This window comes from Pseudofrankia coriaricola (assembly GCF_032027725.1).
Taxonomy (GTDB): domain Bacteria; phylum Actinomycetota; class Actinomycetes; order Frankiales; family Frankiaceae; genus Pseudofrankia.
Window position 1 is genome coordinate 1 of sequence record NZ_JASNFO010000103.1, and the last position, 26,686, is coordinate 26,686.

At 72.5% G+C, this 26,686-nt stretch carries 17 protein-coding genes; 7 read left to right on the top strand and 10 right to left on the bottom strand.

The annotated features are described in order from the left end of the window. Nucleotides 1-38: 38 nt before the first annotated feature. Both metG and rfbD read right to left on the bottom strand, forming a co-directional pair. The gene (gene metG, locus QOZ89_RS39580) at nt 39-1,745 is read right to left on the bottom strand and encodes a methionine--tRNA ligase (RefSeq protein ID WP_312622854.1); all 1,707 of its coding nucleotides are present in this window, start codon (nt 1,743-1,745) and stop codon (nt 39-41) included. Between the two features lie 160 nt (nt 1,746-1,905). Further along, nucleotides 1,906-2,784, bottom strand: coding sequence for a dTDP-4-dehydrorhamnose reductase (gene rfbD / locus QOZ89_RS39585; protein WP_071052703.1), 879 nt, complete (start codon nt 2,782-2,784; stop codon nt 1,906-1,908). A 707-nt stretch (nt 2,785-3,491) separates the two neighbouring features. Between rfbD and QOZ89_RS39590 the strand changes: the two genes are divergently transcribed. Further along, entirely contained in the window at nt 3,492-5,483 is a 1,992-nt protein-coding gene (locus tag QOZ89_RS39590) for an ArnT family glycosyltransferase (protein WP_116271768.1), read from the top strand. 379 nt (nt 5,484-5,862) lie between these two features. Here QOZ89_RS39590 and QOZ89_RS39595 read toward each other — a convergent pair whose 3' ends face one another. The 3 genes from QOZ89_RS39595 to QOZ89_RS39605 form a co-directional block, all read right to left on the bottom strand. Beyond that, entirely contained in the window at nt 5,863-7,593 is a 1,731-nt protein-coding gene (locus QOZ89_RS39595) for an MDR family MFS transporter (RefSeq protein ID WP_312622853.1), read from the bottom strand. A 111-nt stretch (nt 7,594-7,704) separates the two neighbouring features. Continuing rightward, on the bottom strand, nt 7,705-8,451 hold the full coding sequence (locus QOZ89_RS39600; protein WP_312622852.1) for a TetR/AcrR family transcriptional regulator: 747 nt from the start codon (nt 8,449-8,451) through the stop codon (nt 7,705-7,707). 359 nt (nt 8,452-8,810) lie between these two features. After that, nucleotides 8,811-10,745, bottom strand: coding sequence for an MDR family MFS transporter (locus tag QOZ89_RS39605; RefSeq protein ID WP_312622851.1), 1,935 nt, complete (start codon nt 10,743-10,745; stop codon nt 8,811-8,813). A gap of 741 nt (nt 10,746-11,486) precedes the next feature. On the opposite strand from QOZ89_RS39605, the gene QOZ89_RS39610 reads away from it, so the two are divergent. The 3 genes from QOZ89_RS39610 to QOZ89_RS39620 all read left to right on the top strand — a co-directional run bounded on the left by QOZ89_RS39610 (nt 11,487) and on the right by QOZ89_RS39620 (nt 16,980). Beyond that, on the top strand, nt 11,487-13,301 hold the full coding sequence (locus tag QOZ89_RS39610; RefSeq protein ID WP_312629205.1) for a hypothetical protein: 1,815 nt from the start codon (nt 11,487-11,489) through the stop codon (nt 13,299-13,301). 245 nt (nt 13,302-13,546) lie between these two features. Further along, entirely contained in the window at nt 13,547-14,473 is a 927-nt protein-coding gene (locus tag QOZ89_RS39615) for an NAD(P)-dependent oxidoreductase (RefSeq protein WP_083419684.1), read from the top strand. Nucleotides 14,474-14,622: 149 nt separating this feature from the next. Then, nucleotides 14,623-16,980, top strand: coding sequence for a hypothetical protein (locus QOZ89_RS39620; protein WP_312629207.1), 2,358 nt, complete (start codon nt 14,623-14,625; stop codon nt 16,978-16,980). A gap of 7 nt (nt 16,981-16,987) precedes the next feature. Here the strand turns inward: QOZ89_RS39620 and QOZ89_RS39625 are convergent, their stop codons facing one another. Next, entirely contained in the window at nt 16,988-17,713 is a 726-nt protein-coding gene (locus QOZ89_RS39625) for an SDR family NAD(P)-dependent oxidoreductase (protein WP_312629209.1), read from the bottom strand. A 413-nt stretch (nt 17,714-18,126) separates the two neighbouring features. Here QOZ89_RS39625 and QOZ89_RS39630 point away from each other — a divergent pair, with 413 nt between their 5' ends. Then, the gene (locus QOZ89_RS39630; protein ID WP_312629211.1) at nt 18,127-18,687 is read left to right on the top strand and encodes a DUF6578 domain-containing protein; all 561 of its coding nucleotides are present in this window, start codon (nt 18,127-18,129) and stop codon (nt 18,685-18,687) included. A gap of 538 nt (nt 18,688-19,225) precedes the next feature. On the opposite strand, the gene QOZ89_RS39635 is transcribed toward QOZ89_RS39630, so the two are convergent. After that, nucleotides 19,226-19,852, bottom strand: a complete 627-nt coding sequence (locus QOZ89_RS39635; RefSeq protein WP_071052700.1) for a TetR/AcrR family transcriptional regulator — start codon at nt 19,850-19,852, stop codon at nt 19,226-19,228. Between the two features lie 243 nt (nt 19,853-20,095). Here QOZ89_RS39635 and QOZ89_RS39640 point away from each other — a divergent pair, with 243 nt between their 5' ends. Continuing rightward, on the top strand, nt 20,096-20,689 hold the full coding sequence (locus tag QOZ89_RS39640) for a peroxiredoxin-like family protein (protein WP_071052699.1): 594 nt from the start codon (nt 20,096-20,098) through the stop codon (nt 20,687-20,689). Between the two features lie 164 nt (nt 20,690-20,853). Here QOZ89_RS39640 and QOZ89_RS39645 read toward each other — a convergent pair whose 3' ends face one another. Next, nucleotides 20,854-22,194 carry an RNA polymerase sigma factor gene (locus tag QOZ89_RS39645; protein ID WP_312629214.1) on the bottom strand — a complete coding sequence of 447 codons (1,341 nt, stop codon included), beginning with the start codon at nt 22,192-22,194 and terminating at the stop codon, nt 20,854-20,856. A 13-nt stretch (nt 22,195-22,207) separates the two neighbouring features. Next, nucleotides 22,208-22,555, bottom strand: coding sequence for a YciI family protein (locus tag QOZ89_RS39650; RefSeq protein ID WP_071052697.1), 348 nt, complete (start codon nt 22,553-22,555; stop codon nt 22,208-22,210). Between the two features lie 500 nt (nt 22,556-23,055). On the opposite strand from QOZ89_RS39650, the gene QOZ89_RS39655 reads away from it, so the two are divergent. Next, a complete protein-coding gene (locus QOZ89_RS39655) occupies nt 23,056-24,969 on the top strand; it encodes an MFS transporter (protein WP_312629216.1) in 1,914 nt (637 codons plus the stop codon). 38 nt (nt 24,970-25,007) lie between these two features. On the opposite strand, the gene QOZ89_RS39660 is transcribed toward QOZ89_RS39655, so the two are convergent. Beyond that, nucleotides 25,008-26,441: a glycosyltransferase family 4 protein gene (locus QOZ89_RS39660; RefSeq protein ID WP_241842237.1), complete on the bottom strand. Its 1,434-nt coding sequence runs from the start codon at nt 26,439-26,441 to the stop codon at nt 25,008-25,010. Nucleotides 26,442-26,686 lie beyond the last annotated feature (245 nt).

Genomic DNA, 26,686 nt, shown 5'->3' on the forward strand with positions numbered 1-26,686 from the left:
GGGCGCCCCCCCCCACGCCGTTCTCGCGAATCGGGAGCTCAGGCCGCTGGCACGTCCAGGGCCTTGGGGTCCAGCTTGGTGAACAGGGCGCCCGACCACTCAAGGCGGCGGCCGGCCGGGACCGGCTGGCGCCGCCAGACACCCAGATCGACGCCCAGCACGGCCGCCAGACGCTCGGAGCTGAACGGCAGGAAGGGAGCGAGCGCGACGGCGATACCGGCGATCGCCTGCACCGACGTGGCGAGGCTGGCCGCGGCGGCCTCCCGGTCGACCTTGATGGTCTTCCAGGGCTCCTCACGGTAGAGGTACTGGTTCACCTCGCCGGAGATCTCCATCGCGGCCCGCAGCGCGGCCCGCAGCTCGACCTTCTCCAGCAGCTCGGCGACCCGGGCCAGGCCCTCGTCGACCTTCGCCAGCAGCTCGGCGTGCTGGCCGCCCAGCTCCGCCGGGGCGGGGACGTCCGGCAGCACCCCGTCGAAGAACTTGTTGATCTGAGCCATCACCCGGTTGACGAGGTTGCCCCAGTTGGCGATCAGTTCGTCGTTGACCCGGCGGATGATGTCCGCGTCGGAGACCTCGGTGTCGTTCTGCTCGGGCAGCACGGTCGAGACCGCGTACCGCAGCGCATCCGGCTGGAGGACGTCGAGGTAGTCCGGGACCGTCCGCCCGATCCCGGCCGACTTCGACGCCTTCGCCCCGCCGAAGGTGACGTACTGATTCGCTGGTACGTCGGTCGGCAGGTTCAGGCCGCCGTAGCCAAGCAGCATCGCCGGCCAGATCACAGTGTGGAACGGGATGTTGTCCTTGCCGACGAAGTAGTACGCCGCCGCGTCCGGGTTCTCCCACCAGGCGCGCCACGCCTCCGGGTCGCCGGCGATCGTCGCCGCCCACTCCTTGCTCGCCGACAGGTAGCCGATGACCGCCTCGAACCAGACGTAGATCCGCTTGCCCGGCCCGAGCTCGTCGGTCGGCAGCGGCACACCCCAGTCGAGGTCGCGAGTGATCGCCCGGTCGTGCAGGCCGTCCTTGACGAACTGGACCGACCAGTTGATCACGTGCCGGCGCCAGCCCTGCCGGCTCTGCAGCCACGCCAGCAGCTCGTCGGACAGCGCCGACAGCCGCAGGAAGAAGTGCGACGTCCGGCGCTGCTCGGGCACCGCGCCGGTCATCTTGCTGCGCGGGTCGATGAGCTGGTCCGGGTCGAGGGTGCGGCCGCAGTTCTCGCACTGGTCGCCGCGCGCGTTCGGGTACGCGCAGTACGGGCAGGTGCCCAGCACATAACGGTCGGGCAGGAACCGCTGTGCCTGGGGGTCGTAGAACTGCGTCGTCTCCTGGATGGAGATGTAGCCGGCGTCGCGCAGCCGGGTGAACACATCCTGGGTGACTCGGGTGTGGTTGTCCGTCCGGGTGGAGGTGAACAGGTCGAAGGAGATGCCGAGCCGCTCCCAGATATCCAGGAACACCGGGTGATAGCGGTCGACGACCTCCTGAGGAGTGATGCCCTCCTCCTCGGCGCGTACCGTGATCGGCGTGCCGTGGGTATCCGACCCGGACACCATCAGCACGCGGTTGCCCACCATCCGCTGGAACCGCGCGAAGATATCGGCCGGCAGGTAGGCGCCGGCGATATGCCCCAGGTGCGGTGCGCCGTTGGCGTAGGGCCAGGCGACCGCCACCAGGGTGGGACGGCCCTCAGGCCCGGGGTTGGTCCCCGGTGGTGGAGACGGGCTGATCTGCGCGGTCACGGCTTCACGTTACCCCCGGGGCACAGCTACCCCACCGATCCCCCAATGCGTCGCATCGACGAATTCCATACCTGCTGCTCGGTCGGCGCCGGTAGGCGGATCGGCGGGGACCCCTCGCCTGGCTTAATCAAGAAGAACCGCCGGCTCCCAGGCATTGTGGTCAGCCGCGCAGCTCCCGCGGATGGGCGGCGAAGGCGGCGTGAAGCGCGTCGCGCCAGGGGCGGGGCGGGGTGAGGCCGGCGTCGGTCCAGCGGCGGGCGGACAGTACCGAGTAGGCGGGCCGGGGCGCGGGGCGCGGGAACGCCGCTGTGGTCGTCGGGGCGACCTTGACCGCGTCGGGGCCGAGCTCCTCCATGATCGCCTGCGCGAAGTGGAACCAGGTGGTGTCGCCGGCACTCGTGTAGTGGTAGAGCCCGGGTGAGGCGCCGGAGAGCGCCAGCTCGACGATCCCGGCGGCGAGGTCGGCTGACCAGGTGGGTGAGCCGCGCTGGTCGTCCACGACCGTGAGGCAGTCGCGCTCACGGGCTAGCCGCGCCATCGCCTTGACGAAGTTCTTCCCTACCGCGCCGTATACCCAGGCCGTACGGATCACGTATGCCGACGGGCACAGCGCGAGCACGGCCTGCTCGCCGGCCAGCTTGGTCCGCCCGTAGGCGGAGACCGGGCTGGTCTGGTCGTCCACCTCGTACGGCTTGTCGGCCGTGCCGTCGAAGACGTAGTCGGTAGAGAGGTGGATGAGCGTCGCGTCGGCGTCCGCGCAGGCGGCGGCCAGGTGCGCGGGCCCGGCGGCGTTGGCGGCGTAGGCACCCGCCTCGTCGGTCTCCGCGCCGTCGACGTCGGTCCAGGCTGCGGTGTTCACGACGGTGAGCCCGCCCTGGATCTTCGCCGGTCTGGCCTGGTCGCGGATTACCGCCCGGACCCTGGCCGGGTCGGTGATGTCACACTCCGCCCGGGTCAGCCCAGCGGAGGCCGGCAGCCGGGGATCAGCGGCAAGCAGCCGGCACAGGTCGGAGCCGACCTGGCCACCAGAACCGATCACGAGTACGCGCACGGTTCGCAGTCTGGCAGACCGTCGAACAACCCGGCACCCACGTCAGGTAGGCACCCGCCGTGCCTTCCCGGGCGGGTTCCGACGCCGGCCGCCACGGCTCAGGGCGGGTGTGCCGGTGACATCGGCGCGTGCCTGCCCGCCACCTGCGGGAGGCCCGGGTGGATTCACAGGTATTGCACAGGTTTGTGCGGTGGCGTGGTGGGACTCCCACGGCGCCTGGCCGCGTGGGGCGCCCGCGCCGTGCGGCGTCCGGCGGTGAGCACCAAGCACCCGGCACGGCCGGGCACCGTGGCGCGGCCCACACCCAGGCAACACCATCGCGCCTGGGCATCGCATAGACCTGGGCAGCACGGCGCGCGGCGCGGGGCGGCACGGCATGCGGGCGGCACGGCATGCGGGCGGCACGGCATGGGCACCGTGGTGCCCGGCGGCGTGGCCTCCCGGGCCGCCGGGGCGCCGGAACCGGTCGTCTAGGCTTGACGGGCGGGTCGCGGGCCATATCGGGCCGAATCGCAACGGACCACGGCCCACATGAGGGGCCGTTCGGCCACGAATGGGCCGCGGAGACCCGGCGGAGCCGGCCTGGCGGCCGGCATGGCCGGAGGAGGGCGCGACGCGCCCGCGACGAAGCAACCACGGAGCCAAAGATCAGCGAGCGCACCGACACCGCGTCCCCCCCGCCCGAGGCGGGCGGCATGGGGATTCCCTCCCAGCCGACCGCGCCCGACCCATCCGGCGGACCAGCCGCCGCCGGCGCGCCGGACCACCCGCGGCGCGTGCGGCGCCCGCGGCGGGCCCCCGGGAAAGCGGCCGGGGCCGCCGGGGCGCTGGCCCGGCGGGTGCCGGCGGCCGTGCTGCTGATCACCGCGCTGCACGTCGCGCTGCTTGCTACCTACTCGGTGATCTACCCGACGTGGGCCGGCTACGACGAGGCGCAGCACGTCGACATGGTCTATGGGCTCCAGCACGGCGCCGGCTGGCCCGGCCCGGGTGACAAGACGATCTCCAAGGGGGTCGCGGCGACCTCGGACGACTTCGACCGAGGCGACTACGCCGACATGTTCCAGTCCGGCGGCAAGCGACGCGGCTCGCCGTCGTTCGCCGAGATCACCCCGACGCCACGCCCTGAGCGTGGCTCGTTCGACGAGCTCGGTGGGCCGGACCCCGTCACCGACGGCCGGCTGTCGAACCAGATGGTGCAGCACCCGCCGCTGGTCTACGCCGTCGGTGCCGGGCTGCTGTCCGCGCTGCCAGGCTCGGACGACTGGGCCTACGACGAACAGGTCTATGTCCTGCGGCTGCTCAACATCCTGCTGGTCGCGCCGCTGCCGTTGCTGGCCTGGGCGACGGCACGCCGCCTCGGCCTCGCCGAGATGGTGGCGCGGGGCGCCGCGGTGCTGCCGCTGGCGGTTCCCGGCCTCACCCGGGTCGGCTCGTCGTTCAACAACGACGGCATCCTCATGCTGTCCGCGAGCGCCCTGACGTTTGTCCTCGCAGGGGTGCTGCGAGGCGACCGGCGGGCGCGCACGGCGGTCTGGGCCGGGCTGTGGCTCACGGTGGCCCTGCTGTCCAAAGGAACGGCCCTGCTGCTGCCGCTCATGGTCGCCGCCGCCTACCTGGTCGGCTGGCTGCGCGACCGCGACGCGAGGCCGGCCGGCACCGAGCCGCGCCGTGCCCGCCTGCGCGCGGCGCTCGCCTCGCTGCCGTGGCGGCCGGCGGCCATCGCGCTCGGCGTGGGGCTCGCCGGCGGCGGCTGGTGGTGGGTGCGCAACTACGTGCTCTACGGGGCGGTCCAGCCGAACGGCTGGGGGGTAGACCCGCCCCGCCGGGAGCCGTTGCTGCTGCCCGACTCGTTCTGGACCTGGCTGTGGTACTTCGTCCAGACCATGTTCAACCGGTTCTGGGCCGGGCTGGGCATGTTCGAACCGCCGCAGCTGACGCCGATCGCGATCGTCTCCGCGACCGTCGTCGTCGTCGCGGTCGGCCTCGTCGGGCTCGCGACCGGCCTCGCCGGTCCACGCGGGCGTGGACGCGGGCCCGCGGAGTCGTCCGTTCCGCCGATCCCGGCGCGGGCCGCGGCCGACATGGCGGCGGCGCCAGCCGGGCGGCGCTGGCTGGGCCGGCTGCGCACGCCCGCGGTTCCGGCAGTCCTGCTGCTGCCGGCCGTGTTCGCCTATGTGACGGTCGGCCAGCGCAGCTGGGCCGACTACGAGCGCTACACCCGCGGCATCGCCGTCCAAGGCCGCTACCTCTATCTCGGCGTCGTCGGCATCGCCGTGGTCGCCGTGGCGGGTCTTGCCCGGCTGCTCGGCCGGCGCGCGTGCTGGACTCCGGTGATCCTGCTCGTCGGCGCGGTGCTCATGCAGGCGTTCGCGCTGCTGGCCATCTGCAGCTACTACTGGCTCGGCCGCGGCGTCGCCTTCACCCCGGCGCGGATCCCGGACGCCGCAGCCGCGATCGCCCGCTGGGCTCCGTTCCCTGTGGGCGTCACCTGGACGATCCTCGCGGCCACCGGCGCGCTGGTCGTGGCGGCGCTCGTCGTCGTCTCCCGCTCGTCCTTGCGCGACCTGCCGGCGGGGCTGGCCGGAGACGACCACGCGAAGCCATCCGCCGCGGGCGCCACCAGCCCTGAGCCCGGCGGGGTCGTTGGCGCGGACGCGGCGGATGCGGTGGCGGGTTCTCGATAACCCCGACCATGGTGCGCGGGGTCGCGGCTGTGGTTCCGCCCGCACGCCCCGCCGCTGTCGGGGTGGGGCGTGCCGCGGCGGCTCCGAGGTCTCGTCCCTTGCGGCCGGGACGCCCGAGCGGGTGCTGGATGTCGAACTGTGTCATTTAGGCCGGCCTATAGGCCTGCTCATCCAACACACATCAATGGCGGTGCCGCGAAGTGTGTCAACTCAGCCTGTCTATGGGCTGGCTGACGTGCCACGGATCGGGTTTCCGGTGAGACCCCGGCGGCCTGGTGCCTCGGGCGTGGTCGCCGGGCACCCAGGGGATCGGCCAGGGCTCCCGTGATCGGCCGCCAGCGGCCCGTTCAGCCGTGTGCGCGCGATCACTTTCTGTGTTCTACCCGGTGGTCGACCTCGCGCCCGCCGTGCTGGCAGCGCCGTCGCTGGAGGTAGCGCCCGCGGTGACGTCGCCGTCCGCCGCGGCGGCCTCGCTCAGCGAGGCGGCGCCGCTGACCGGGGCTTCCACCCCGGCGCCTAGCGCCGCCGGGGTGGTCTCCGCGACATGCCTGCTCGAGCGCATGCTCAGTTGGGGCAGGAAGCAGCTGAGGACAAGGGCGATCGCCGCGACCGGAGCGGCAACCCAGAACGCGACCTGGATCGCGTCGGTGTACGCGCCCTCGAAGCCCTGGCGAACCGCGGGCGGAAGGCCCGAGACCAGCTTCGGGCTCACCTCCGATGGGCTGAAGTTCTGCGGCAGCGCGGCGCCGTGGAGCGATGTCGCCAACTTGCTGGTCAGCTGGTTCGCGAAGATCGCGCCGAGGATGGCCGTGCCGAACGAGCCGCCGATCGATCGGAAGAACGCCGAACCAGACGTGGCCGCCCCGAGGTCACGGAACTCGACGGCGTTCTGCACCGACACGACCAGCACTGGCATGACGCCGCCCAGCCCAAGACCCAGCAGCAGCATGTAGATGACCAGCTCCGCCGAGCCGATACCCGGGGTGATCCGCGCGGCGAGCATCACGATCGCGATCGCCATCAGCGCGCTGCCGACGATCGGGTAAACCCTGTATTGGCCCGTCCTGCTCACCAGCCGCCCTGTGAGGGTCGACGACACGAGCATGCCGCCCATGACCGGTATCAGGTGCAGGCCGGACATCGTCGGCTCGATGCCCTGGACCACCTGCAGGAACAGCGGCAGGAAGGTGATGGCCCCGAACATCGCGAAACCGCACACGAAGCCCATGAGGTTGGAGACGTTGAAGACCCGGTTGGCGAACAGCCTCGGCGGCAGCACGGGCTCAACCACGCGCTGCTCGATGAAGCCGAACGCGACCAGCAGCACCACGCCGCCGACGACCAGGCTGATGCTGGCCGGGGAACTCCAGGCCAGCGTTGTGCCACCGAGGCTGGTGAACAGCACCAGGCAGGTGGCGGCACCGCCAAGTGCGAGCGTGCCGACGTAGTCGATCGATCGCTTCACCCGGTTGCGGGTCGACGGCAGCGCCGAGGCGACGATGATCAGCGCGATCGCGCCGAGCGGCAGGTTGATGTAGAAGACCCACCGCCAGTTCAGATGGTCGACGAACAGGCCGCCGAGCAGCGGGCCGACCACCGACGCGAAGCCGAACAGGCCGCTGAACACGCCCTGGTAGCGGCCCCGTTCCCGCGGCGACAGCACGTCACCGATGATCGTCTGAGCGCCGATGATGAGGCCGCCGCCGCCCAGGCCCTGCAGCGCGCGGAACGCGATGAGCTGGCCCATGGACTGGCTGAGCCCCGCGACCGCCGATGCCACCAGGAAGATGACGATCGCCGCCTGGAAGAAGATCTTGCGGCCGTAGAGGTCGCCGAGCTTGCCCCACAGCGGCGTGGACACCGTCGAGGCCAACAGGTACGCGGTGACGATCCAGGACAGGTGCTCCGCGCCGCCGAGGTCGCCGACGATCGTCGGCAGCGCTGTCGACACGATCGTCTGGTCGAGCGCGGCGAGCAGCATGCCCACGCCAAGGGCGAGGAGGATCAGGCCGACCCGGTGTCCTCCCGGCTTGTCCAGGACGTCCGCCGCCGGTGGCGAGGCGGGAGGGGTGGGCTCCGGGGACCGGCTCGCTGTGCTGGGTGACGCCATCACGTTCTCCCTCGGCGGCTGGGCGGGGCATGGTCGGCGGGGTTCGCGCGCCGGGCGCGGCGCGGTCCGTCCTCAGTCGGTCCGTGCTCAGTCGGGCCGGGCTCGATGGGTTCAGGCGGGCGTGGCGTCGGCCGGCGTCACGAGCGGCGGCGTGGCCGGCGGCGGGTTTGGGGCCGCGCGCGGCTGCCCGGACGCGGCCGGCTGCCCGGACGCGGCCGGCTGCCCGGACGCGGGCGGCGCGAGGCCGCGGGCGACGCTGTCGAATCCCGCCCGCAGGTTCGCCGACAGCGCCGCCGCGGACGGGTTCTGGGTTCCTTGCCAGTGGGAGATCGTCGACCGGACGACGGCCATCGCCACGGCGACGACGGTCGCCGGGTACGGGTCCTCGTCGGCCGACAGGCCGGTGCGCTCGCCGATGACCTCGGCGAGGCGCCGCTCGAAGATGCGCCAGGTGGCGGCGTGCGCGCCGAACAACTGCGGGTGGCTCTGGTGCATCTGCACCCGTGCCTGGTGCATCCGCGGGTCGAGCATCCTGCGCTCGAGCCGGGCGGTCAGGATCGCGGCGAGCGCACGCAGCGGCGGTTCGTCGGCCGGCCGGGCGCGCAACGCGGCGCACGTCTCCTCGATCTCGTCCTCGTCGATCCCGGCGAGGGCGTCTTCCTTGGACCGGAAGTAGTTGAAGAACGTGCGCGGGGAGACGTTCGCCGCCTGGGCGATCTCGTCGACGGTCACGCGCTCGAGGCCACGGTCGGCGACGAGGCGGACGGCGGCCTCCCGGATCGCGTCGCGGGTCTGGCGCTTCTTGCGCTCGCGCAGCCCGAGCTCGGTGGGCTCGGCCACACCGGCACTCACTCCCATCGCCCGTTCCTCCTCCCTCGCGCCCGCTCGCTTCGTGGTGCTCGTCGGCGTTCGTTCGTCGCTCCGGCCGCCGCGCGACCGGTCGTTCTCGGCCGGTCGCCGCCGGCGCCGGTGGTCGATCGTCCGCACCGTATCTTGCGTACTCTACAAGTTTGCCGTCAATACAAGTTTGCAGCCAGTGAAAAGATTTGATCGCGGGCCGCTGGGCCCGGTCGGCCTGGCCACGGGGCCTGCCCGGCAACCCTTTCGGGTGTCCGGGCAGGACCCGTGGCCAGGCGCCACGCACAACCCGCGTGCCAGGGGGCCTGCCCGGCAACCCTTTCGGGTGTCCGGGCAGGACCCGTGGCCAGGCGCCTCGCTCAACCGTCGTGCCTGGGCGAGCGGCCGCGCCTGGCCAGGTCACCGGAGAGCATCAGGTCCGCCGGAACCGTGTCCGGGATGGTCAGCTCCGGCTCGTCGCCGCTGGCCGTGCGCAGGCCGAGGTCGGCCAGGCGCGGAGCCGGGACGACCGTTCCACCGGTCGTGGTCCGCGGCCGGGCGTGCCCCGCCGTGGCGGCCTGGCCGGCCGTCGCGCCGACCAGCGCGGCGTCGGCCGTGCCGACCAGCCCAGCGTCGGCCGCCGCGGTGGCCTCAGTGCGGGCGTCGAGACCGCTGCTGCGGCGCATGCGCAGCTCGGGGAGCAGCCAGGCGGTCAGGAACCCGAGGAACGCGATCGGCACAGCGACCAGGAAGACGACCTGCAGCGAGTCGGTGTAGGTCTGGATGAAGCCGGTGCGCAGAGCCTCGGGCAGGCCGGCGATGAGCTTGGGGCTCACGTTCGAGCCGGTGACCCCGCCCGGCAGCGGGGCGCCGCCGACCAGGTGCGCCAGCTTGCCGGCCAGCACGTTCGCGAAGATCGTGCCGAACACGGCGGTGCCGAACGAGCCACCGATCGAGCGGAAGAACGTCGCGCCCGACGTCGCCGCGCCCAGGTCCCGCGGGTCGACCGCGTTCTGCACCGACAGGGTGAGGACCGGCATGACCATGCCCATCCCGACGCCGAAGACGAACATCGACAGGCTCAGCCGCAGGGTCGAGACGTCCGGGGTCAGCAGCGAGAACAGCGCCACGCCGACCGTCATCAGGCCGGTGCCGATGATCGGGAAGACCTTGTACCGGCCGAAGGCGGAGATCAGCCGCCCGGTCGTCATTGAGGCGATCATCAGGCCGAGGCTCATCGGCAGCATCTGCAGGCCGGACACGGTCGGGTCGATGCCCTTGACGACCTGCAGGAACAGCGGCAGGAAGATGATCGAGCCGAACATCGCGAAGCCGACCACGAAGCTCATCAGGCTCGCGATGTTGAACACCTTCAGCGTGAACAGCCGGGGCGGCAGGATCGGCTCGGCCGCCCGCCGCTCGACCAGCGCAAACAGGCCCAGCAGCGCCACACCGCCGGCCCCGAGGCCGATGCTCGTCACTGAGCTCCACGCGATCGAGGAGCCTCCGAGGCTGGTGAACAGGACCAGGCAGGTCGTGGCGGCCGCGAGGACGGCGGCTCCCAGGTAGTCGATCGAGGTCTTGGCCCGGTTGCGGATCGCGGGCAGCACCGCGGTGACGACGGCGAACGCGGCCACGCCGACCGGAACGTTGATGTAGAAGATCCAGTGCCAGGACAGGTGATCGACGAACAGGCCGCCCAGCAGCGGGCCGAGCACCGACGAGACGGCGAACAGCGCGCTGAACACGCCCTGGTAGCGGCCCCGCTCCCGGGGCGAGACCAGGTCGCTGATGATCGTCATCGCGCCGACGACAAGGCCACCGCCGCCCAGGCCCTGCAGCGCGCGGAACGCGATGACCTCTGTCATCGACTGGCTGAGGCCCGCGAGCATGGACGCGGCCACGAAGATCACGATGGCTGCCTGGAAGAAGCGCTTGCGGCCGTAGAGGTCGCCGAGCTTGCCCCAGATCGGTGTCGAGACCGTCGAGGCCAGCAGGTAGGCGGTCACCACCCAGGACAGGTGCGAGGCGCCGCCCAGGTCACCGACGATCGTCGGCAGCGCCGTCGACACGATCGTCTGGTCGAGCGAGGCCAGCAGCAGGCCGGTGCCGAGAGCGGCGACGATCAGCCAGATCCGGCGGCCATCGCCGGCGGCGCCGGCCGCTGTGCCGCCGGTGAGGTTCGAGGCCCGGGTACCGCCGGTTCCTGGAGTTCCCGCTGGGCCGGCGGGTGCGAGCGTCGAGGTTCGAGCTGCGTCCTTCGTCCGGGTGAGCCGGGTGGTCATGGCCCGGGCGGCGCTGCGTGGCGAATTCATCTGCGTGTCTCCAAAGGGTGCGCCTCCGGGCCTTGGGGGTCCGTCGTTCGCGGTTCTCGTTTCGCGTTTCCGCGCCCTGCACGGTCGCCGGCCGCGGCGGCGGGATCAGGGTCCGCGTCGGGGCTGGACGCGGTGCCGGGCCGGTCGATCGTGCGTGCACTACAACTTTGCCTCTCCTACAAGTTTGCAGTCAACGCAAAAATTCCGAGCCTGCAGAGATCTGGGTCACCTCCACGAGGCGACTTCCGCCAGCGGCGTGCGGGCGGCATGACGTGACGACGCCGGAACGGCGCTCCGACGGAGTGACGCTCCGAGGGGTGACGCTCCGAGGGGGAGGCGACGGCGAAGGGGCGATGAGGCGGGAGGGCGGGAGGCCGGGAGCGAAGGCTGCCCGGCGGCGCCTGACGCGCAGGTCATGCCGTGCGAGGGGTGCAGACACGGGGAGACACCGGGGAGGGCGGAGCCGTCACGGCGGGATCGGCTGGGACACTGACGACGATGGCGACGCCGCTTGACCAGCCGGTCACGACCGTGACGACACAGCCGGTCGTGGATTCAACGACCCCTCCCGGCCCAGAGCCGACCGACACGATCGACACGACTGGCGTGGATGGCACGGATGGCGCCCCGAGCCCCGCGGCGTTTCGACGGTCGGCGGCTTGGCGGTCGGCGGCTTGGCGGTCGGCGGTGTGGCGGCCAGGAGCGCGGCGGCGACTGGGCGCGTGGGCGCGGCGGCACGCTTTGTTCGGTGTGGTCGCGCTGGTGGCGCTCGTCGCCAGGGTGCTGGTCGTGGTCACCTACCAGCCGGCGCTGATGTACCTGGGCGACTCGGGCGCCTACCTGGATCAGGCATGGCATGGCCTGTGGCCCGAGGACTGGCGGCCGTCCGGCTACCCGATGTTCCTGCGGCTGGTCGACGGCGAGGCCCACCTCACCCGGCTAGTGATCATCCAGCACGCGCTGACGTTCGCCGTCGGCATCGTGCTGTACGCAGTGGCCGTCCGGGTGACCCGGCGGACGTGGGTGGCCTCGCTGTGTGCCGTGCCCATGCTGCTGTCGCCCTGGGTGCTCGACCTCGGCCAGTTCGTCCTCGCGGAGACGCTGTTCAGCGTGCTCACGGGCCTCGGGCTGCTGCTGCTCGCGATGCCCGGCCGGCCGCGGGTGTGGGCCGCGGCGCTCGCCGGGCTGCTGCTCGGCGCGAGCCTCACCGTCCGGACCGTCGGCTACGGACCGCTCGCCGTCGCGTTCGCCGTCCTGGTCGTGACCGCGACGGCCGCCGCCGTCCGGGCCCGCCGCGAGCAGGGCACGGAGAGGGTCCGCGGGATCATGCGGGTACTCGCCGTGGCTCTCTCGTTCGTCGGTGCGGCGGCGGCGCCGGTGTGCGCGTACAGCGGGTGGAGCCTCTCGGAGGGCAAGCACTTCAACGTCTCGGCGCACTCCGGGTACTTCCTGTACGGCCGGGTCGCGCCGTTCGCCGACTGCGCCGCGCTGCCCGAGGACCGTCCCGTGCTGCGGACCCTGTGTGACACGCGGCCCGTGGCGCGGCGCACCCAGCCCGACACCTACCTGTGGCCGGCGAAGTCGCCGCTACGCCAGGGCCACGCGCGCATCCCCAAGGGCCGAGAGGAGCTCGCCGGCGAGTTCGCGGACGACATCGTCCGCGCGCAGCCGTGGATGATGCTGCGGACGTCGGGCGACTATCTGGTGGGCTACTTCTCCCCGACGCGGCACGAGAACGCCAGGACGTCCCGCGCCGACACCTGGGAGCTGCCGGACACGCTCACCAACGTCCTGCCGGAAAGCGACCCGAGTTCGGCCGACGGCTACTACGTCGTGACGACCCTGCGGACGGGGCTCGCGGAGCGGCTCGCCGACTACTCGCGGCTCGGCTACGTGCCGATGCCCCTGGTCGGCGCCGGGCTGCTCGCCGGGCTGCTCGCCGTCCCGGTGGCCCGGCGCCGCCGCAGGCCCGGCCCTCCTCCGATGTACTGGCTCGCGGGCGCCGGCGGCCTGTCGGTGCTCGCGATCAGCGCGCTGACCGCCGGCTTCGACTACCGCTATCTCTCGTCCGTCCTCGGCGTCCTCGGCGCCGGCGCCGTCCTCGGCGCCGCGAGCCTCGCGCGCGCCCTGCGCGGCGCGCCGGCCCAGACCACGACGCCGGCCGCCATCGGCACCGGCCTCGCCGCCGCCGGCGACATTGCCGCGGCCGGCGACATTGCCGCGGCCGGCGACATTGCCGCGGCCGGCGACATTGCCGCGGCCGGCGACATTGCCGACGCCGATGGCGTCGCCGTGCCGGCCACGGCGAAGGCCGTCCCCGCGCCGGCCGTCGCGATTCCCGTGCCCGGTCGTCCCGAACCGTCCAGTCCTGCTGGCCCGTCGGATCCCTCCGGGCAGACCCAGGCCGTGGGGGGGGGGGGGGGGGGGGGGGGGGGGGGGGGGGGGGGGGGGGGGGGGGGGGGGCCGCCCCGCCGCCCCCCCGGGGATCGGCCGCCAGGCATGGATGTCGGCGTTCCCTGTCGTGCTTTGCCGGATTTGTGCATACGCTGGACGTGATCAAGGCGGCCTGGCGGGGCTGGGAGCGACGGGTGATCCCGGTCCGGGTATGCCTTCTGGCGTTGGAGTTCGAGTCCGGCCGGGCGCTCTGGTGGGATGAGAGGTGCGTCGCGGGCGGTCGTGGCGACAACACCGCTGGTGACCGCGCCGTGACTGGATCCGTGCTGCTTGGCGGGCGAGGCCGGTTGAGCCGGGTAGGCCATCGTTCGTGGCGGAAGTCGCACGGCGACGATGGGAGGCCGAACGTGCGGGTGGCATTTCTCGGAATGGGCAAGATGGGCCAGCTGATGGCGGCCCGGGCGCTGACCGGCGGGCATGAGCTCACCGTCTGGAACCGGACGCCCGGCCGGGCTGCCGAGCTGGTCACGGCCGGTGCCCGCGAGGCCGGTTCCGTCGCGGACGCCGTCGCGGACGCCGACGTGGTCGTCCTGATGCTGTTCGGGCCGGAGTCGGCCGGTGAGGTGATGGAGTCGGTTCATGTCGCCGCGCCCGCCGGGCTGTTGGTGATCAACGCGACGACGGTCGGGCCGGAGTCGGCTCGCGAGCTGGGCCGGGCCGCCGCCGCCGCCGGGCTGCGATACGTGGACGCGCCGGTCGTCGGCACGCTCGGGCCGGCCCGCGAGGGCAAGCTGAAGATCCTCGTCGGCGCGAGCGAGGCCGACCTCGCCGCCGCCCGGCCGACCCTGGAGCTGTTCGGGGATCCGGAGCGGATCGTCCGGGTGGGCGAGGTGGGCGCGGGCAGCGCGCTGAAGCTCGTCGTCAACCTCACCCTCGCCGAGGCGATGGCCGCCGTCGCCGAGACCGTCGCGCTCGGCGTCGACCTGGGCCTCGACCGCGAGGTCGTGCTCGACGAGCTCGCCGGCGGGTTCCTGGGCGGAGTCCTCGGCTACAAGCGGGCGATGATCGAGTCCGGGAACTTCACCCCGCCCGCGTTCACCGTCGAGGCCCTCGCGAAGGACGTCAGGCTGGCCGTCCGCGCCACCCCGCGCCAGCTCGGCCTCGCCCAGGCGGTGCTCGGCCTCACCGCCGAGGCCGCCCGCCGCGGCCAGAGCGAAGACGACTTCTCCGCCATCGCGGACCTCGCCCCGCTGCCGGCGGCTGCCGAGCCCGGCGCCGCCGACCCGTCGCGCCGCCCCTACTCCACGCCCCACGGTTCGGCCGCCCAGACCTGAGAGCCGGATTGCTCTAGAGCAGAACGGTTTGACGTAAATCGCCTGGCTCCACCGGGTGCGTGCGTGGTCGTCGGAGTGGGCCCGCTAACGTCTTCTCCGGGCGCATTGGCCGACGAAGGCCCGGCCGCCCGCGATAATCGGGATGCCAGGTGGGGACGGCAGGGGAGCGGCGGTCGGGGCACGCCTGCGACCACCGCGAGATCGACCACCGCGAGATCGGCGACAGCGAGAAGACGCATGGCATCGGCGCCAGGGGCGCCCTCCGTGTCCACATCGCCGCCCGGTGGCGTCGCGCGGTAGCGGTTGTCGGTACGCGTGTCAGTAGGCGCGTCGGTTCGGGTGATGACCCCGGTTCGGGTAATGACCGGGGTGCCGGTCGCTCGGCGACGCGGCGGTGGGTGGTGGTCGGGGTCTCCGGGGCGAGCCTGGTCTTCGCCGCGCTTGCCACACTGACAGCACTCGCCATTCCGCCTTTCACCAGCGCCGACGAGGCCCAGCACACCTCCTACGCCCTGGAGGTCGGCAGCGGCAGCCTGCCGGTGATCGACACCCCGGTCCGCTCCCTCCTCCCCGGAATGCCGGGCATCCCCGCCGACTGCGTCGTCACCCCCGAACAAGCCAGGGCCGGCCTCGAAGCGGCCCGCGCACGGTTGGCCCACGAGGGTGGGTCCGGACGGGGATCAGCCACCGTCCCCGGCGCCGGAACGAGGGAAGGGCCTCGCGCGGGCGAGACCGGCCGGCCCCCGACGTCCAGCCCGCCTTTGGCGATACCGGTGGCTGCCGAGACCGGCGCGCCCCAGCCGGGCCGGCCGACGGCCGGCGGCACCGGCACCGGCACCGCCCCTCGGCCAACGGCCGGTAGTGCCGGGAATGGCCGCCCGCTGTCGGTAGCCGTCGAGATGGCGTCCGCCGGTGGAATGCCCGCCTGCGCCCACGGGCCACGGGGAGTTCACAGCAACACCCAGCTGACCTACACGGCCAATCATCCGCCGTTGTTCTACGCCATCCAGTCGGTCCCACTCGAGGCCGGCATTCACAGCGGCCACCCGATCGCCGGTTTCCGCGCGGCCAGGCTTCTGAACGTCGTCTTCGGAATCGCGGCGCTCGCCGCGATCGCCTGGCTGGTGCGCGAGCTAGTACCCGCGCGCCCGGACCTGGCCGTCGGCACGGCGGCGGTCATGGGCACGGTCGGAATGTTCGTCAACTCCTGCGGCCAGCTCTACAACGACGGGCTATCCCTCGCGACGATCGTCGCGGGCCTAGCGGCCACGGTCGCGCTGCTACGGCGCGGGCCGTCCGCGATGCGCCTGCTCTGCCTGGCGGCCGTGGTGCTCGCGGCGGCGGCGACCCGGGCGAGCGGCCTGCTCGAGGCGGGGCTTCTCCTGCCGGTCGCCGGAATCGCCGTCGCACTCCACTCCGGCGGGAGGTGGCGCCGACTTGGATTCGGGATCGCCACCGTGGCGGGTGGCGCGGCGGTCGTATGCGCGGGAATCGGCTGGTTCTACTGGAGAAACATCCAGCTTTACGGCGATCTCACGGCGAGCGGCCTGATCGCCAAAATGTTCCCGATATCGGAAAAGCCGATGACGGCCGGCGAGATCCTGCACTCACGCGCTTTCGCCTGGGCCATCTACCGGGGCTTCTACGGCCGCCCGCGCCTGCTCACCGACGGCCGTGACCTGACGGACGGGCCGAAGCTGGTCCTGCTGGTGCTCGTCGCGGGCCTCACGCTGGCGGCGCTGCGTTGGACCGCCCGCCGGTGCGCGGTCCTGTGGGCGCGCGGCGCGCGGCTGCTCGCGGCTCGGAGGGCACTGCCGTCGGCCGGCCCGATCGCCCTGCCGCCCGCCCGCGAGGCGCCGGACGACGGCGCCTCCGATCCGGCGCCCGTGCCTGATCTGGCGCCCGAGCCCGACCTGCGTGGGACGCGAGACGCCACGGCGGGCTTTCTCGGCGTGTGCCGTCGCCGGGCGCCGGGCGCGTTCGCATGGGTGCTGATCATGCTGCATGTCGCGGTCGCGGCCGCCACGCTGGTCGGCTACGTCGCTGCCGGTGGTGCGTGGTTCGCCCGTTACCTCCTGCCAGCCGTACCGGTCGCGACGCTGCTCCTCGCGGCCGCGCTCGCCGCGCTGCCAGGCGCGCGCCGCGGCCTGCCCACCGTCGTCACGGTCGCCGCGCTCGCCCTCATGACCTGTGTCATGACGGGACGGGAGCTCGCGTTCAAGCTCCCGGCGCTGCACCAGTACGACACGGTCGGCCGCCTCCGGTCGGCGCTGGTCGTGAGCGGAGCCCACGCGCCCACGTTCACGCTGTGGACGCTATGCCTCGTCGCGCTAGCCGGCCTGGCCCTCCTCACAACCGCGTTGTGGTCTCTCGCCACCGCGGCCGTCCCCACCTGGCCCGTCCCACGTCCGCGGGTCAACCGCCGTCCGACCTTCGCCCACCGGCCGATGCCCCGACCGGTCGTGGCCAACGCCCCACCCACCGCCGACCCGACTCCAAGCTCCTGACCTGTTGTCAGCGGACGTAGGCGGCGCCGCCGTCTACCGGGAGGATCGCGCCCGTGATGTAGGCGGCGGCTGGGCTGGCCAGAAAGACCGCGGCCTGGCCGATGTCGGATTCGGGGTCGCCGGTGCGGCGTAGCGGGATGGTGGCGAGGACGTCGGCCATGGCCGCGGGCTCGTCGGCGGCGAAACGCTCGAGTGCTGGGGAAAGCGCGAACGGCATGATCGTGTTGACGCGGATGCCGTCGGGGCCCCATTCGACAGCGGCGCCGCGCGAGATCGAGTTCAGCGCGGCCTTCGTTGCCGCGTAGACGGCGCGGTCGTGGGTGATCGGGGCGATCGAGGCGCCGGAGGAGACGTTGACGACCGAGCCACCGCCCCGCAGGTAGGGATGGCACAAGCGCATCAGGCGGAGCGCGGCGAGCGGGCCCGACTCCCAGCCGGCCGCGATCGTCTCCTCGCTGATGTCCAGCAGCTTCCCGAATGGCACGGTCATGGCGCTGTTGACGAGGATGTCGACAGTCCCGAACGCGGCGACGGTCAGCTCCACGAGCCGGATGAGGTCGGCGGGCACGGTGACGTCGCAGCGGATGGTCAGGGCCGTGCCGCCGCGCGCCTCGATCTCCTTGCGGACGGCGTCGAGCGTCGGCTCGGTACGGCCGCAGACGACCACCCGCGCCCCGGCACCAGCCAGCGCGAGCGCGATGCCGCGGCCGACTCCCTGCCCGCCGCCGGTCACGATCGCGGCCTTGCCAGCTAGAGGGCCAAAGGGTGTGCGAAAATGATCTTCTTTCGCACACCCGGCGGCCGTTGTCCCCAGGATCACTAACGGGCCTGTGGGCACCGCTGGGCTACCGGCCTCAGTTGTCATCTTTCCCGCCTCTCCAAGGTCGGTCGCCGGGTCGTCCTCCGTAGGGGGAGAACAGGTTCGAAGCGTCGCGGGTCATGACCGTCGCGGCAAGTCTCGGCATCAGGCGTCGAACCGGCGACATTTGACCGCGGCGGGAAAGCCAACCGGCACCGGCCCGCGACGGCAGTCTCCAAGCCGGCAGATCCCTGGTACGCCGGACTGAGTCGGGCGCGCCGAAGATCGGTCGTGTCGTCGAGGTGATATCTCGGATGCCGCGGCCATCGGCCCGGGACGATGTGGACATGCGCCTGCCTGTGCACGTCGAGAGTTGGCAGATCGAATGCTGCATGGATCCGCCCTCGGTGGGAGACCACGTGAGATGGCAGCTCGTGTTCACGGCACAGTCGGAGCGGGACGGCTCCGACGGGGCCGGACTGGTCGAGCTGGACCTGGTTGCCGCGCACCTGGGCGCCCAAACGGCGTCGATGCCGGCAGACAACCCCCGCCACGGCACGTGGCTGGGAGCGCCCGACGTCGCCGACGGCCTGTCGCTCTTCTGGGTGGCCCGTCAGCCAACGGCGGGCCCGGTCCGGCTTACCGGCTACATCGGCGAGGACCACCACGCTGGTGTTCCGGAGTCGTTCCCGGAGACCCACGGGACCATCCGCGGCATTCGAGTCCAGACGTGCCGCATGATTGAGGTCGGGCCGAGAAACTGGCAGCCGACCGGCGAACCACCGTCCTACGAGGACGTGACCACGTCGCCGAAGCGGTTTCGGACCGCCCTACAGCCAGGACAGGTCGGCACGGTGCAGACCGGGATCCTCGTCGACCTCGAGGTAGGGGCCAGCCTCGGCTCCTGAGGCCCCGGCTGCCGCAAACGGCTCTTCAAGTGTGTGTCCTGTCAGGCCACCTTCAGGGCTCCGGCATGTTCTCGCTTCGCCTCAATGCCGCTTGGCTAGGCCAAGATCGACCAGCATCACCGCAGGTCAACGGTCCGCGCGAAGATCGCGAAGAATCCTGACTAGGTGCATTTCGCTTTGCCCTGGTATGGGCGGGACGAGCGGCCGGATGGCCGCGCCTCGTCGTGCACCTTGGCGCTGAACGCGGGGCCGTTCATGATCTGGTGGGATCCTCGGAGCCCCAGCTTCTAAGATTCCACCAGATCATGAAAGTGGCACCAAATATCAAGAGGCCAAGTCCTTAAAAACGCCGGGAAGGTGAGACCGGAACTGTTCACGCTGAGACCGGCCCAAATATCGGCAGGTCAAATGCCCTAACACGCGGAGTTCCTAGGTCACCTTCGGGCCGGCGGCCGGGAAATCCGCTTCAGTGAGTTAGACCATCGCGGAGAAGCCCCGAGGAGGAGATCGCCGCGATCATCGACCGCGCACATCCGCTTCAGGGAGTTAGGCCGTCCAGGAGGAGGGCCACGCCGCCGACGAACTCGTCGTCGCGGGTGACGCCGGCCGCCGCGGCGGCGCTGTCCGCCAGAAACGGGAACTCGGACGAAACGGCGGAGCTGGGGACGGTGGCCAGGGCATCGAGGCCGGATGGGCCGCCGAGGTGCTCGAGCTGGATGGCGCCGATCGCGTAGGCCAGGAGGCTGCGCAACGCGATCACGCGCCGCTCGCCGTCGATGCCGGCGCCGGCCAGGATGGCGAGCACTGTCTCCGACCAGCGCATGATCGCCGTCGAACGGTACCGGCGGGTGAGCGCCAGCGGGACCGTCGACGGGTGGGTGCCCACCGTGTCGCGCAGCCTTCTGGCCATCACCGTGAGCTGCTCCCGCCAGGACGCGGCATCGCCCGGCCCAGGCGGATCCGTGTCGATCTCGCCGAGCACGGTCTCGACGACCAGTTCTTCCAGCTCGTCCCGGTCCTGGACGTATCGGTAGAGCCCCATCGTGCTCACACCGAGCTGGGCGGCGACCGCTCGCATGGTCAGTCCGGCGAGGCCGTCCCGGTCGACGACGTCGAGGGCCGCCGACGCCAGCTGCAGGTGGGTGAGCGAGGGGCGGCGCGGCATCGGGATCGTCCATCGGGTAGTCGGGCCGGGCCGGCGGTCGCCGGGCCAGCGGGTCGGTGGGTCCTCGGGTCAGCGGGTCGGCGGGCCAGCGGGTCGCCGGGCCGGCGACCCGTGGCGGCCGGCGAGACGTCCCGCTCGGAGGAGCGGTCAGCTGGGGGTGCGGCTTCAGTGGGTTGACAGCGTACAAGGTACGCCTACGCTGGTAGGCGTACCTTGTACGCCTACGGTGGGAGTGAGATCCTGATGTATACCCCGCGAAACCCGGTGCGGCCCGGTGACGTGGTCGCCGTCCGCGAGCTCGTGCCTGTCGCCGGCCCGCCGATACCGGTCCCCGATCCGGCTGGACGGCTCGTTCACCTGCAGTTCCGGCGGTTTGCCGGCTGTCCCATCTGCAACCTGCACCTTCGCTCTGTCGCCCGTCGGGTCGCCGAGATCGAAGGCGCAGGGGTGCGGGAGGTCGTCGTCTTCCACTCGCCGGCGGCCGAGCTCGCCCGCTATGCCGACGAGCTGCCTTTGACGCTGATCGCAGATCCGGACAGACGGCTCTACGTGGAGTTCGGCGTCGAGTCGGCTGCCCGCGCGCTGCTCGACCCGCGGGCGTGGGGCGCGGTCATCGGCGGGGTCGCCCGCAGTACCTGGGCGGTCCTGCGGGGCCGGGACCGGCCGCCGGCGCGGCGCCAGCCGCACGGCCGCCTCGGCCTGCCCGGCGACTTCCTGATCGCGCCCGACGGCAAGGTGCTCGCCGCCAAGTACGGCGAGCATGCCTACGACCAGTGGTCCGTCGACGAGCTGCTCGTCCTGGCCGCCGCCCCTCGGGAGCTGGCCTCGGCCGGCTGACGGCCTGCCCCTCGTCGCCGTGACCAACTGTGACCGCTGCGCCGCCCGCGGACCGCCATGTCCCATGGCTGCCTTCGGTTTCCCCGGTCCCTACCGCCTGGCCTCTGGCCCTGCTCCCTGGCCTGCGGCCTGCGGCCCCGGTCCCCGGCTCCGGCGCCCGGGCCTCAGGGCTGGTCGAGCTGGCGGAGGCGGGTGGTGAGGAAGTCGCGTTCGACGGAGTTGTCGGTGATGGTGAGGGCCTCCTCGTAGGCGAGGCGGGCTTCGCCCGGGCGGCCGAGCTGGCGCAGGAAGTCGGCACGGGCGGCGGGGAGATAGCCGTAACCGGCGAGCTGGGGCTCGGCGGCGAGGTCATCCAGCGCGGCGAGGCCGGCGGCCGGCCCGTTCGCGAAACCGACCGCGACCGCCCGGTTGAGGGCCACGACCGGCGACGGCCAGCGCGCGGCCAGCAGGCCGTAGAGGCCGACGATCTCGCGCCAGTCGGTGTCGGCCCAGCTGGGCGAGCCGGAATGCACCGCCGCGATCGCGGCCATCAGCGGGTACCGGCCGGGCAGCCGCCCCGGGCCGTGCCCGGGCCCGCGTCGGCGTAGCCCCTCGCGGACCAAAGCGATGCCCTCGTCGATCGCGGCCCGGTCCCACTGGGCCCGGTCCTGCTCGGCGAGCAGCAGCAGCCGCCCGTCGGGGCCGACCCGGCCGGCCGCCCGGGCGTCGGTGAGCAGGATGAGGGCGAGCAGGCCGGCGACGTCCGGGTCGTCGGGTAGCAGCAGGCGCAGCATCCTGGCGAGGTCCAGCGCCCGCTCGACGAGGTCGCGGCGGACCAGGTCGGCGCCGGCGGGCGCGGTGTGACCGGTCGTGAAGAGCAGGTGGACGACGGTGAGCACCGCGTCGACCCGATCGGGCAGTTCGGTGGGCGGCGGCACCCGGTACGGGATCCGGGCCGCTGTGATCTTCTTCTTGGCCCGGGTGATCCGGGCGGCCATCGTCGGCTCGCTCACGAGGAACGCCCGCGCCACCTCGGCCGTCGTCAGCCCGCACAGCAGCCGCAGGGTCAGCGCCACCCGCGCCTCGGGCGCCAGCGCCGGGTGGCAGCAGGTGAAGATCAGCCGAAGTCGATCGTCGGCCGCGCCCTCGACCACCGGCAGGTCCGCCAAGTCCAGTGCCGGCATCCGGGGCCGGGAACCGGGGCGCGGCCCGGAGGGCGAGGTGACCTCGTCCTCCGGGCCCGGCGCGGCCTCGTCCTCGATGAGCAGGGGCAGGCTGCGGCGCAGGGCCGCGTCCCGGCGGAGCAGGTCGATGGCCCGCCGCCGGGCGACCGTCGTCAGCCAGCCGCCCGGCCGCGCGGGGATCCCCTCGTCCGCCCAGGCCGTCAGCGCGCGGGCGTAGGCCTCCTGGACGCACTCCTCGGCGACGTCGAGGTCACGGGTGACGCGCACCGTCGCCGCGAGAACGAACGCCCACTCGCGCCGGTGCGCGTCGGCGACCGCGGCGGCCACTTCGGCGGTGCGCATCGGGTGGTCGGGCCTACTCGAAGGTCATGATCGGGCGGACCTCGACGCCGCCGAACGGCGCCGGGACCTCCTTCGCGATCGCGATCGCCTCGTCGAGATTGGCGGCCTCGACGAGGTAGTAGCCGCCGAGGGCCTCCTTCGTCTCGGCGAACGGGCCGTCAGTGACGGTGAACCCGCCGGCGCTGTCGGAGCGGACCGACGTCGCCGTGCCGACCGGCTGCAGGGCGTTGCCGCCACGCAGGGACGGCCCGTTCTTCTCCCCGAACGCCGTGTGCTCGCGCATCGCCCGGTCGGTGGCGGCCTGGCCGCCGGCGACATAGCCAGCCTCGTCCTCGTAGATCAGGATCAGGTACTGCGCCATCGCATGTCCCCTGTCGTCTCGCGGCCCGCCTCTCGGACCGCTCACGGATCCGACGAACGGCTCTTGGACGGATCGACACCCGTCCGGGAAGATTCTTCCCGACTTTGCGTAGCCAGCCGATCGTCACGCGTCGAAGCTTGTCCGTCGAAGTCTGCCCAAGCCGGCGCGCCCGCCCACGCCGGCCCGAGCCTGTGCGCCGGCCCACGCCGGCGCGCGCCGGCACACACCAACCCACGTCGGCGCGCGCTGGCCAGGCTCGGCACGTCGCCGGGATCGCCGGGTCTGTGCTCGCCCCCGGACGCCGCGTGACCTTGGTCGTGACGTCTCGGGAGTCGATCAGTTACGTGAACGTCAGATTTTGGGATGTGCTGAGATGTCGATCGTTAGCTTGTGTTAAGCAAGTATGTGCCGCCGACTTGTCGGGCCTGCTCGGTGGCGTGCGTCCGCGGGCTCATCTCCGACGGCGCCGGATGCCGGCCCGGACGGGAGCAGCACCGACGATGACCCCGAGGCCGCCCTCGCCACCCAGTCCGGCCGCGTCTGGCGCCAACTCTGCCGGAGCCGACTCCGCCGGGGCCGGTGACGCCGTGTCGGCCGACCGTGGGCGGCACTACGGCAAGATCGCGCTGTCGAACACGACGGTAGGCGTGCTGATGGCCTCGATCGACGCCTCTATCGTGATCATCTCGCTGCCCGCGATCTTCCGGGGGATCGGGCTCGACCCCCTGCAGCCAGGGAACATCAGCTACCTGCTCTGGATGCTGATGGGCTACATGGTGGCGGTGGCGGTGCTGGTCGTCTCGCTCGGGCGGCTCGGCGACATGTACGGCCGGGTGCGGATCTACAACGCCGGCTTCGCCGTCTTCACCGTCGCCTCGGCGGCCCTGGCCCTCACCCCGTGGACCGGCGCGAAGGCCGCCATCTGGCTGATCGTGGTGCGGATCATTCAGGGGATCGGCGGCGCGATGCTGATGGCCAACTCGGCCGCGATCATCACCGACGCGTTCCCCGCCAACCGGCGTGGCATGGCACTCGGCATCAACCAGGTCGCCGCGCTCGCCGGTTCCTTCATCGGCCTCGTCCTGGGTGGCGTGCTGTCCGAGTGGAACTGGCGCGCGATCTTCTGGGTGAACGTGCCGATCGGCCTGGTCGGCACGATCTGGGCCTACATCAGCCTGCGGGACAACGGCCGCCGCTCCGCCGCGAAGATCGACTGGTTGGGTAACGTGACGTTCGCCGTCGGCCTGACCGCGCTGCTCGCCGCCGTCACCTACGGCATCCAGCCCTACGGCGGACACACGATGGGCTGGACCAACCCGAAGGTGCTCGCCGCGCTGATCGGCGGGGTGGCCGTGCTCGGCACGTTCGCCGTCATCGAGACCAAGGTCGAGCACCCGATGTTCCGGCTGCAGCTGTTCCGGATCCGGTCCTTTGCCGCGGGCAACATCGCCCTGCTGCTGACGGCGATCTCTCGCGGCGGCCTGCAGTTCATGCTGATCATCTGGCTGCAGGGGATCTGGCTGCCGCTACACGGTTACGACTACGAACAGACGCCGCTGTGGGCCGGCATCTACATGCTGCCGCTGACGGTTGGATTCCTGGCGGCGGGACCGGTGTCCGGGGCGCTGTCCGACCGGTTCGGTGCCCGGGTCTTCTCCACCGGCGGCCTGCTGCTCTGCGCGTGCTCGTTCGGCGGCCTGCTGCTGATCCCGACGAACTTCCACTACACGACGTTCGCGCTCCTGTTGCTGCTGAACGGTATCGGCTCCGGCCTGTTCGCCGCGCCCAACACGACAGCGATCATGAACTCGGTACCGGCCGACCTGCGCGGCAGCGCGTCCGGCATGCGGTCGACGTTCATGAACTCGGGCAGCGTGCTGTCCATCGGCGTGTTCTTCTCGCTGATGATCGTGGGCCTGGCCTCGGTGCTGCCCCGGACCCTGACGGGCGGTCTCGCCTCGCACGGCGTGCCCGCGGACGTGGCGGGCCAGGTCGGCTCACTGCCCCCGGTCGGCAGCCTGTTCGCCGCGTTCCTCGGCTACAACCCCATCGAGCATCTAGTCGGCCAGGACACGCTGGCCAGTCTGCCGCCAGGCGATGCCCAGACGCTGACCGGCAAGGAGTTCTTCCCCTCTCTGATCACCAGTCCGTTCCACCACGGCCTGACGATCGTCTTCGCGATGGCGATCGTCATGACCCTGATCGCCGCCGCCGCGTCCCTCCTGCGCGGCGGCCGCTATGTCCACGTCGACGTCCACGTCGACAGGCCGACCACGCCCGCGTCATCCGTACCTGAGTCGTCCGTATCTGAGTCGTCCGTATCCGCGTCGTCCGTCCTGCCCACGGAGGCCGCCGTCGGCGGCCCGGAGGTCCTGGCCGCCGCCACCGAGTCCACCGCCCGACCCGGCGACTAACCGGTCGGGCGGCTCAGGCGGCCAGCTCGCCGGGCGGCTCAGGAGTCGGCGGCGCGGCGGTAGACGTCGGCGGTCAGCGCGGCGGTGCGCCGCCAGGTGAAGGTGCGGGCGTGTTCACGGCCAGCGCGGCGCGGGTCCGCCGTGCCGGCCGGGGTGGCGCCGGTGGCGTGGGCCGAGCCGTCGGCCAGGCCGCGGTGGCCGCCGTCGATCACGTCGAGCAGGGCGTCGGCCAGCCGGTCGGCGTCCGCGGGCGGGACGAGACGGACCGCGACGCCGACGACCGGGCCGGTCACCTCGCGTATCGCCGGGATGTCCGAGGCGATGACCGGTGTCCCGGCGGCGAGCGCCTCCAGCGGCGGCAGGCCGAAACCCTCGTAGCGGGACGGGAAGCACAGCGCGACCGCCCCGGCGACGGCCGTGCGCAGGTCGGCCTCGTCGAGGTAGCCGGCGCTGACGACCGCCCCGGCGGGCAGCCCCGCGGTGTCGAGCGCCGCCCCCCAGCCCGGCGGGCCGGCCAGCACCAGCGGTGGAATGTCCGGGTAGGTGCCGTGCAGGCCGCGCAGCGCGGACAGCAGCGTCCGCAGGTTCTTGCGCGGCTCGGCGGTGCCGACGAACAGCAGGTAGCGCTCGGGGAGGCCGCGCTCCTCGAGCCAGCCGGGCTTGGGAGGCGCCGCGCCGAACCAGGCGTCGTCCACGCCGAGGGGAGTGGCGATGACCCGGTCGCGGTCGATCCGGTAGGCCGCGATCACCTCCTCGGCGACCGCCTGGCTCGGGGTGATCACCACCGCCGCCCGCCGCAGCCCGCGCGGGACCAGCGAGGTGTAGCGGGCGGAGGCGGCGCTGACCGTGTCCGGGGTGCGCAGGTAGGACAGGTCATGGATGGTCAGCACGCCGCGCGCGGCGCGCAGCGGCGGCAACACGAAGTTCGTGCCGTGGACGACGTCGGCCCGCCCGGTGAGCAGCTCGACGGGCAGCCGCTCGCCGCTCGCCCAGATCTCCTGCAGGAGCCGGGCCGGCACCCGACGCGCCGCGGGGGTGATGCCCGGCGGCAGAGCCTCGGTGAGGCCGGCGAGGCCCCGCCAGGTGAACGCCGTCGCGGCGAGCTCCAGCGGCCGCGTCGAGGGGGAGCGGGCCGCCCTGCCAGGGGAGCGACCGTTTGCCGCGCGGGTGGCCAGCGTCGGCTCGGCCGGTTCGGTGGCCTCGCCGGCTGAGCGCCGCTCGCTCGTGCCTCGGCCCGCTCCGGTGCTGGGCGCCACCGCGCCGCCAGGCCGGCCGGAGCCGCCACGGCTGGCGAGGCCCGCGGCGCCTCGGCCGAGGGCGATCGTCCCGGCTGTCAGGCCAAGGGTCTCGTCGCCTACCAGGTCGGCGAGCCCGGCCAGCAGGCTCTCGACATAGCGCCCGACACCGGTCCGCCGGCCCAGCAGCGGGGTGCCGTCGAGCACCACCCGCAGCGGCGGCTGGTCCACGCTCACCGGTCGTCCGCCCCGAGGCCCGCTCCACGGCCGGCCGCCAGGTGCGCGGCCGCTAGGGCCGCTAGTGATCCTGGGGACAGCGGCCGCCGGGTGTGCGAAGGAAGATCATTTTCGCACACCCTTTGGCCCCCTAGGCGCATGGTCGTCAGATGTGCGGTCGTTCGCACGGCTGGCAGGTGAGTTCCTCGCACCGGAGCGCCCGGGATACGGGCCCACCCGCCGTGGATGCCCCTGTTCTGGCGCCG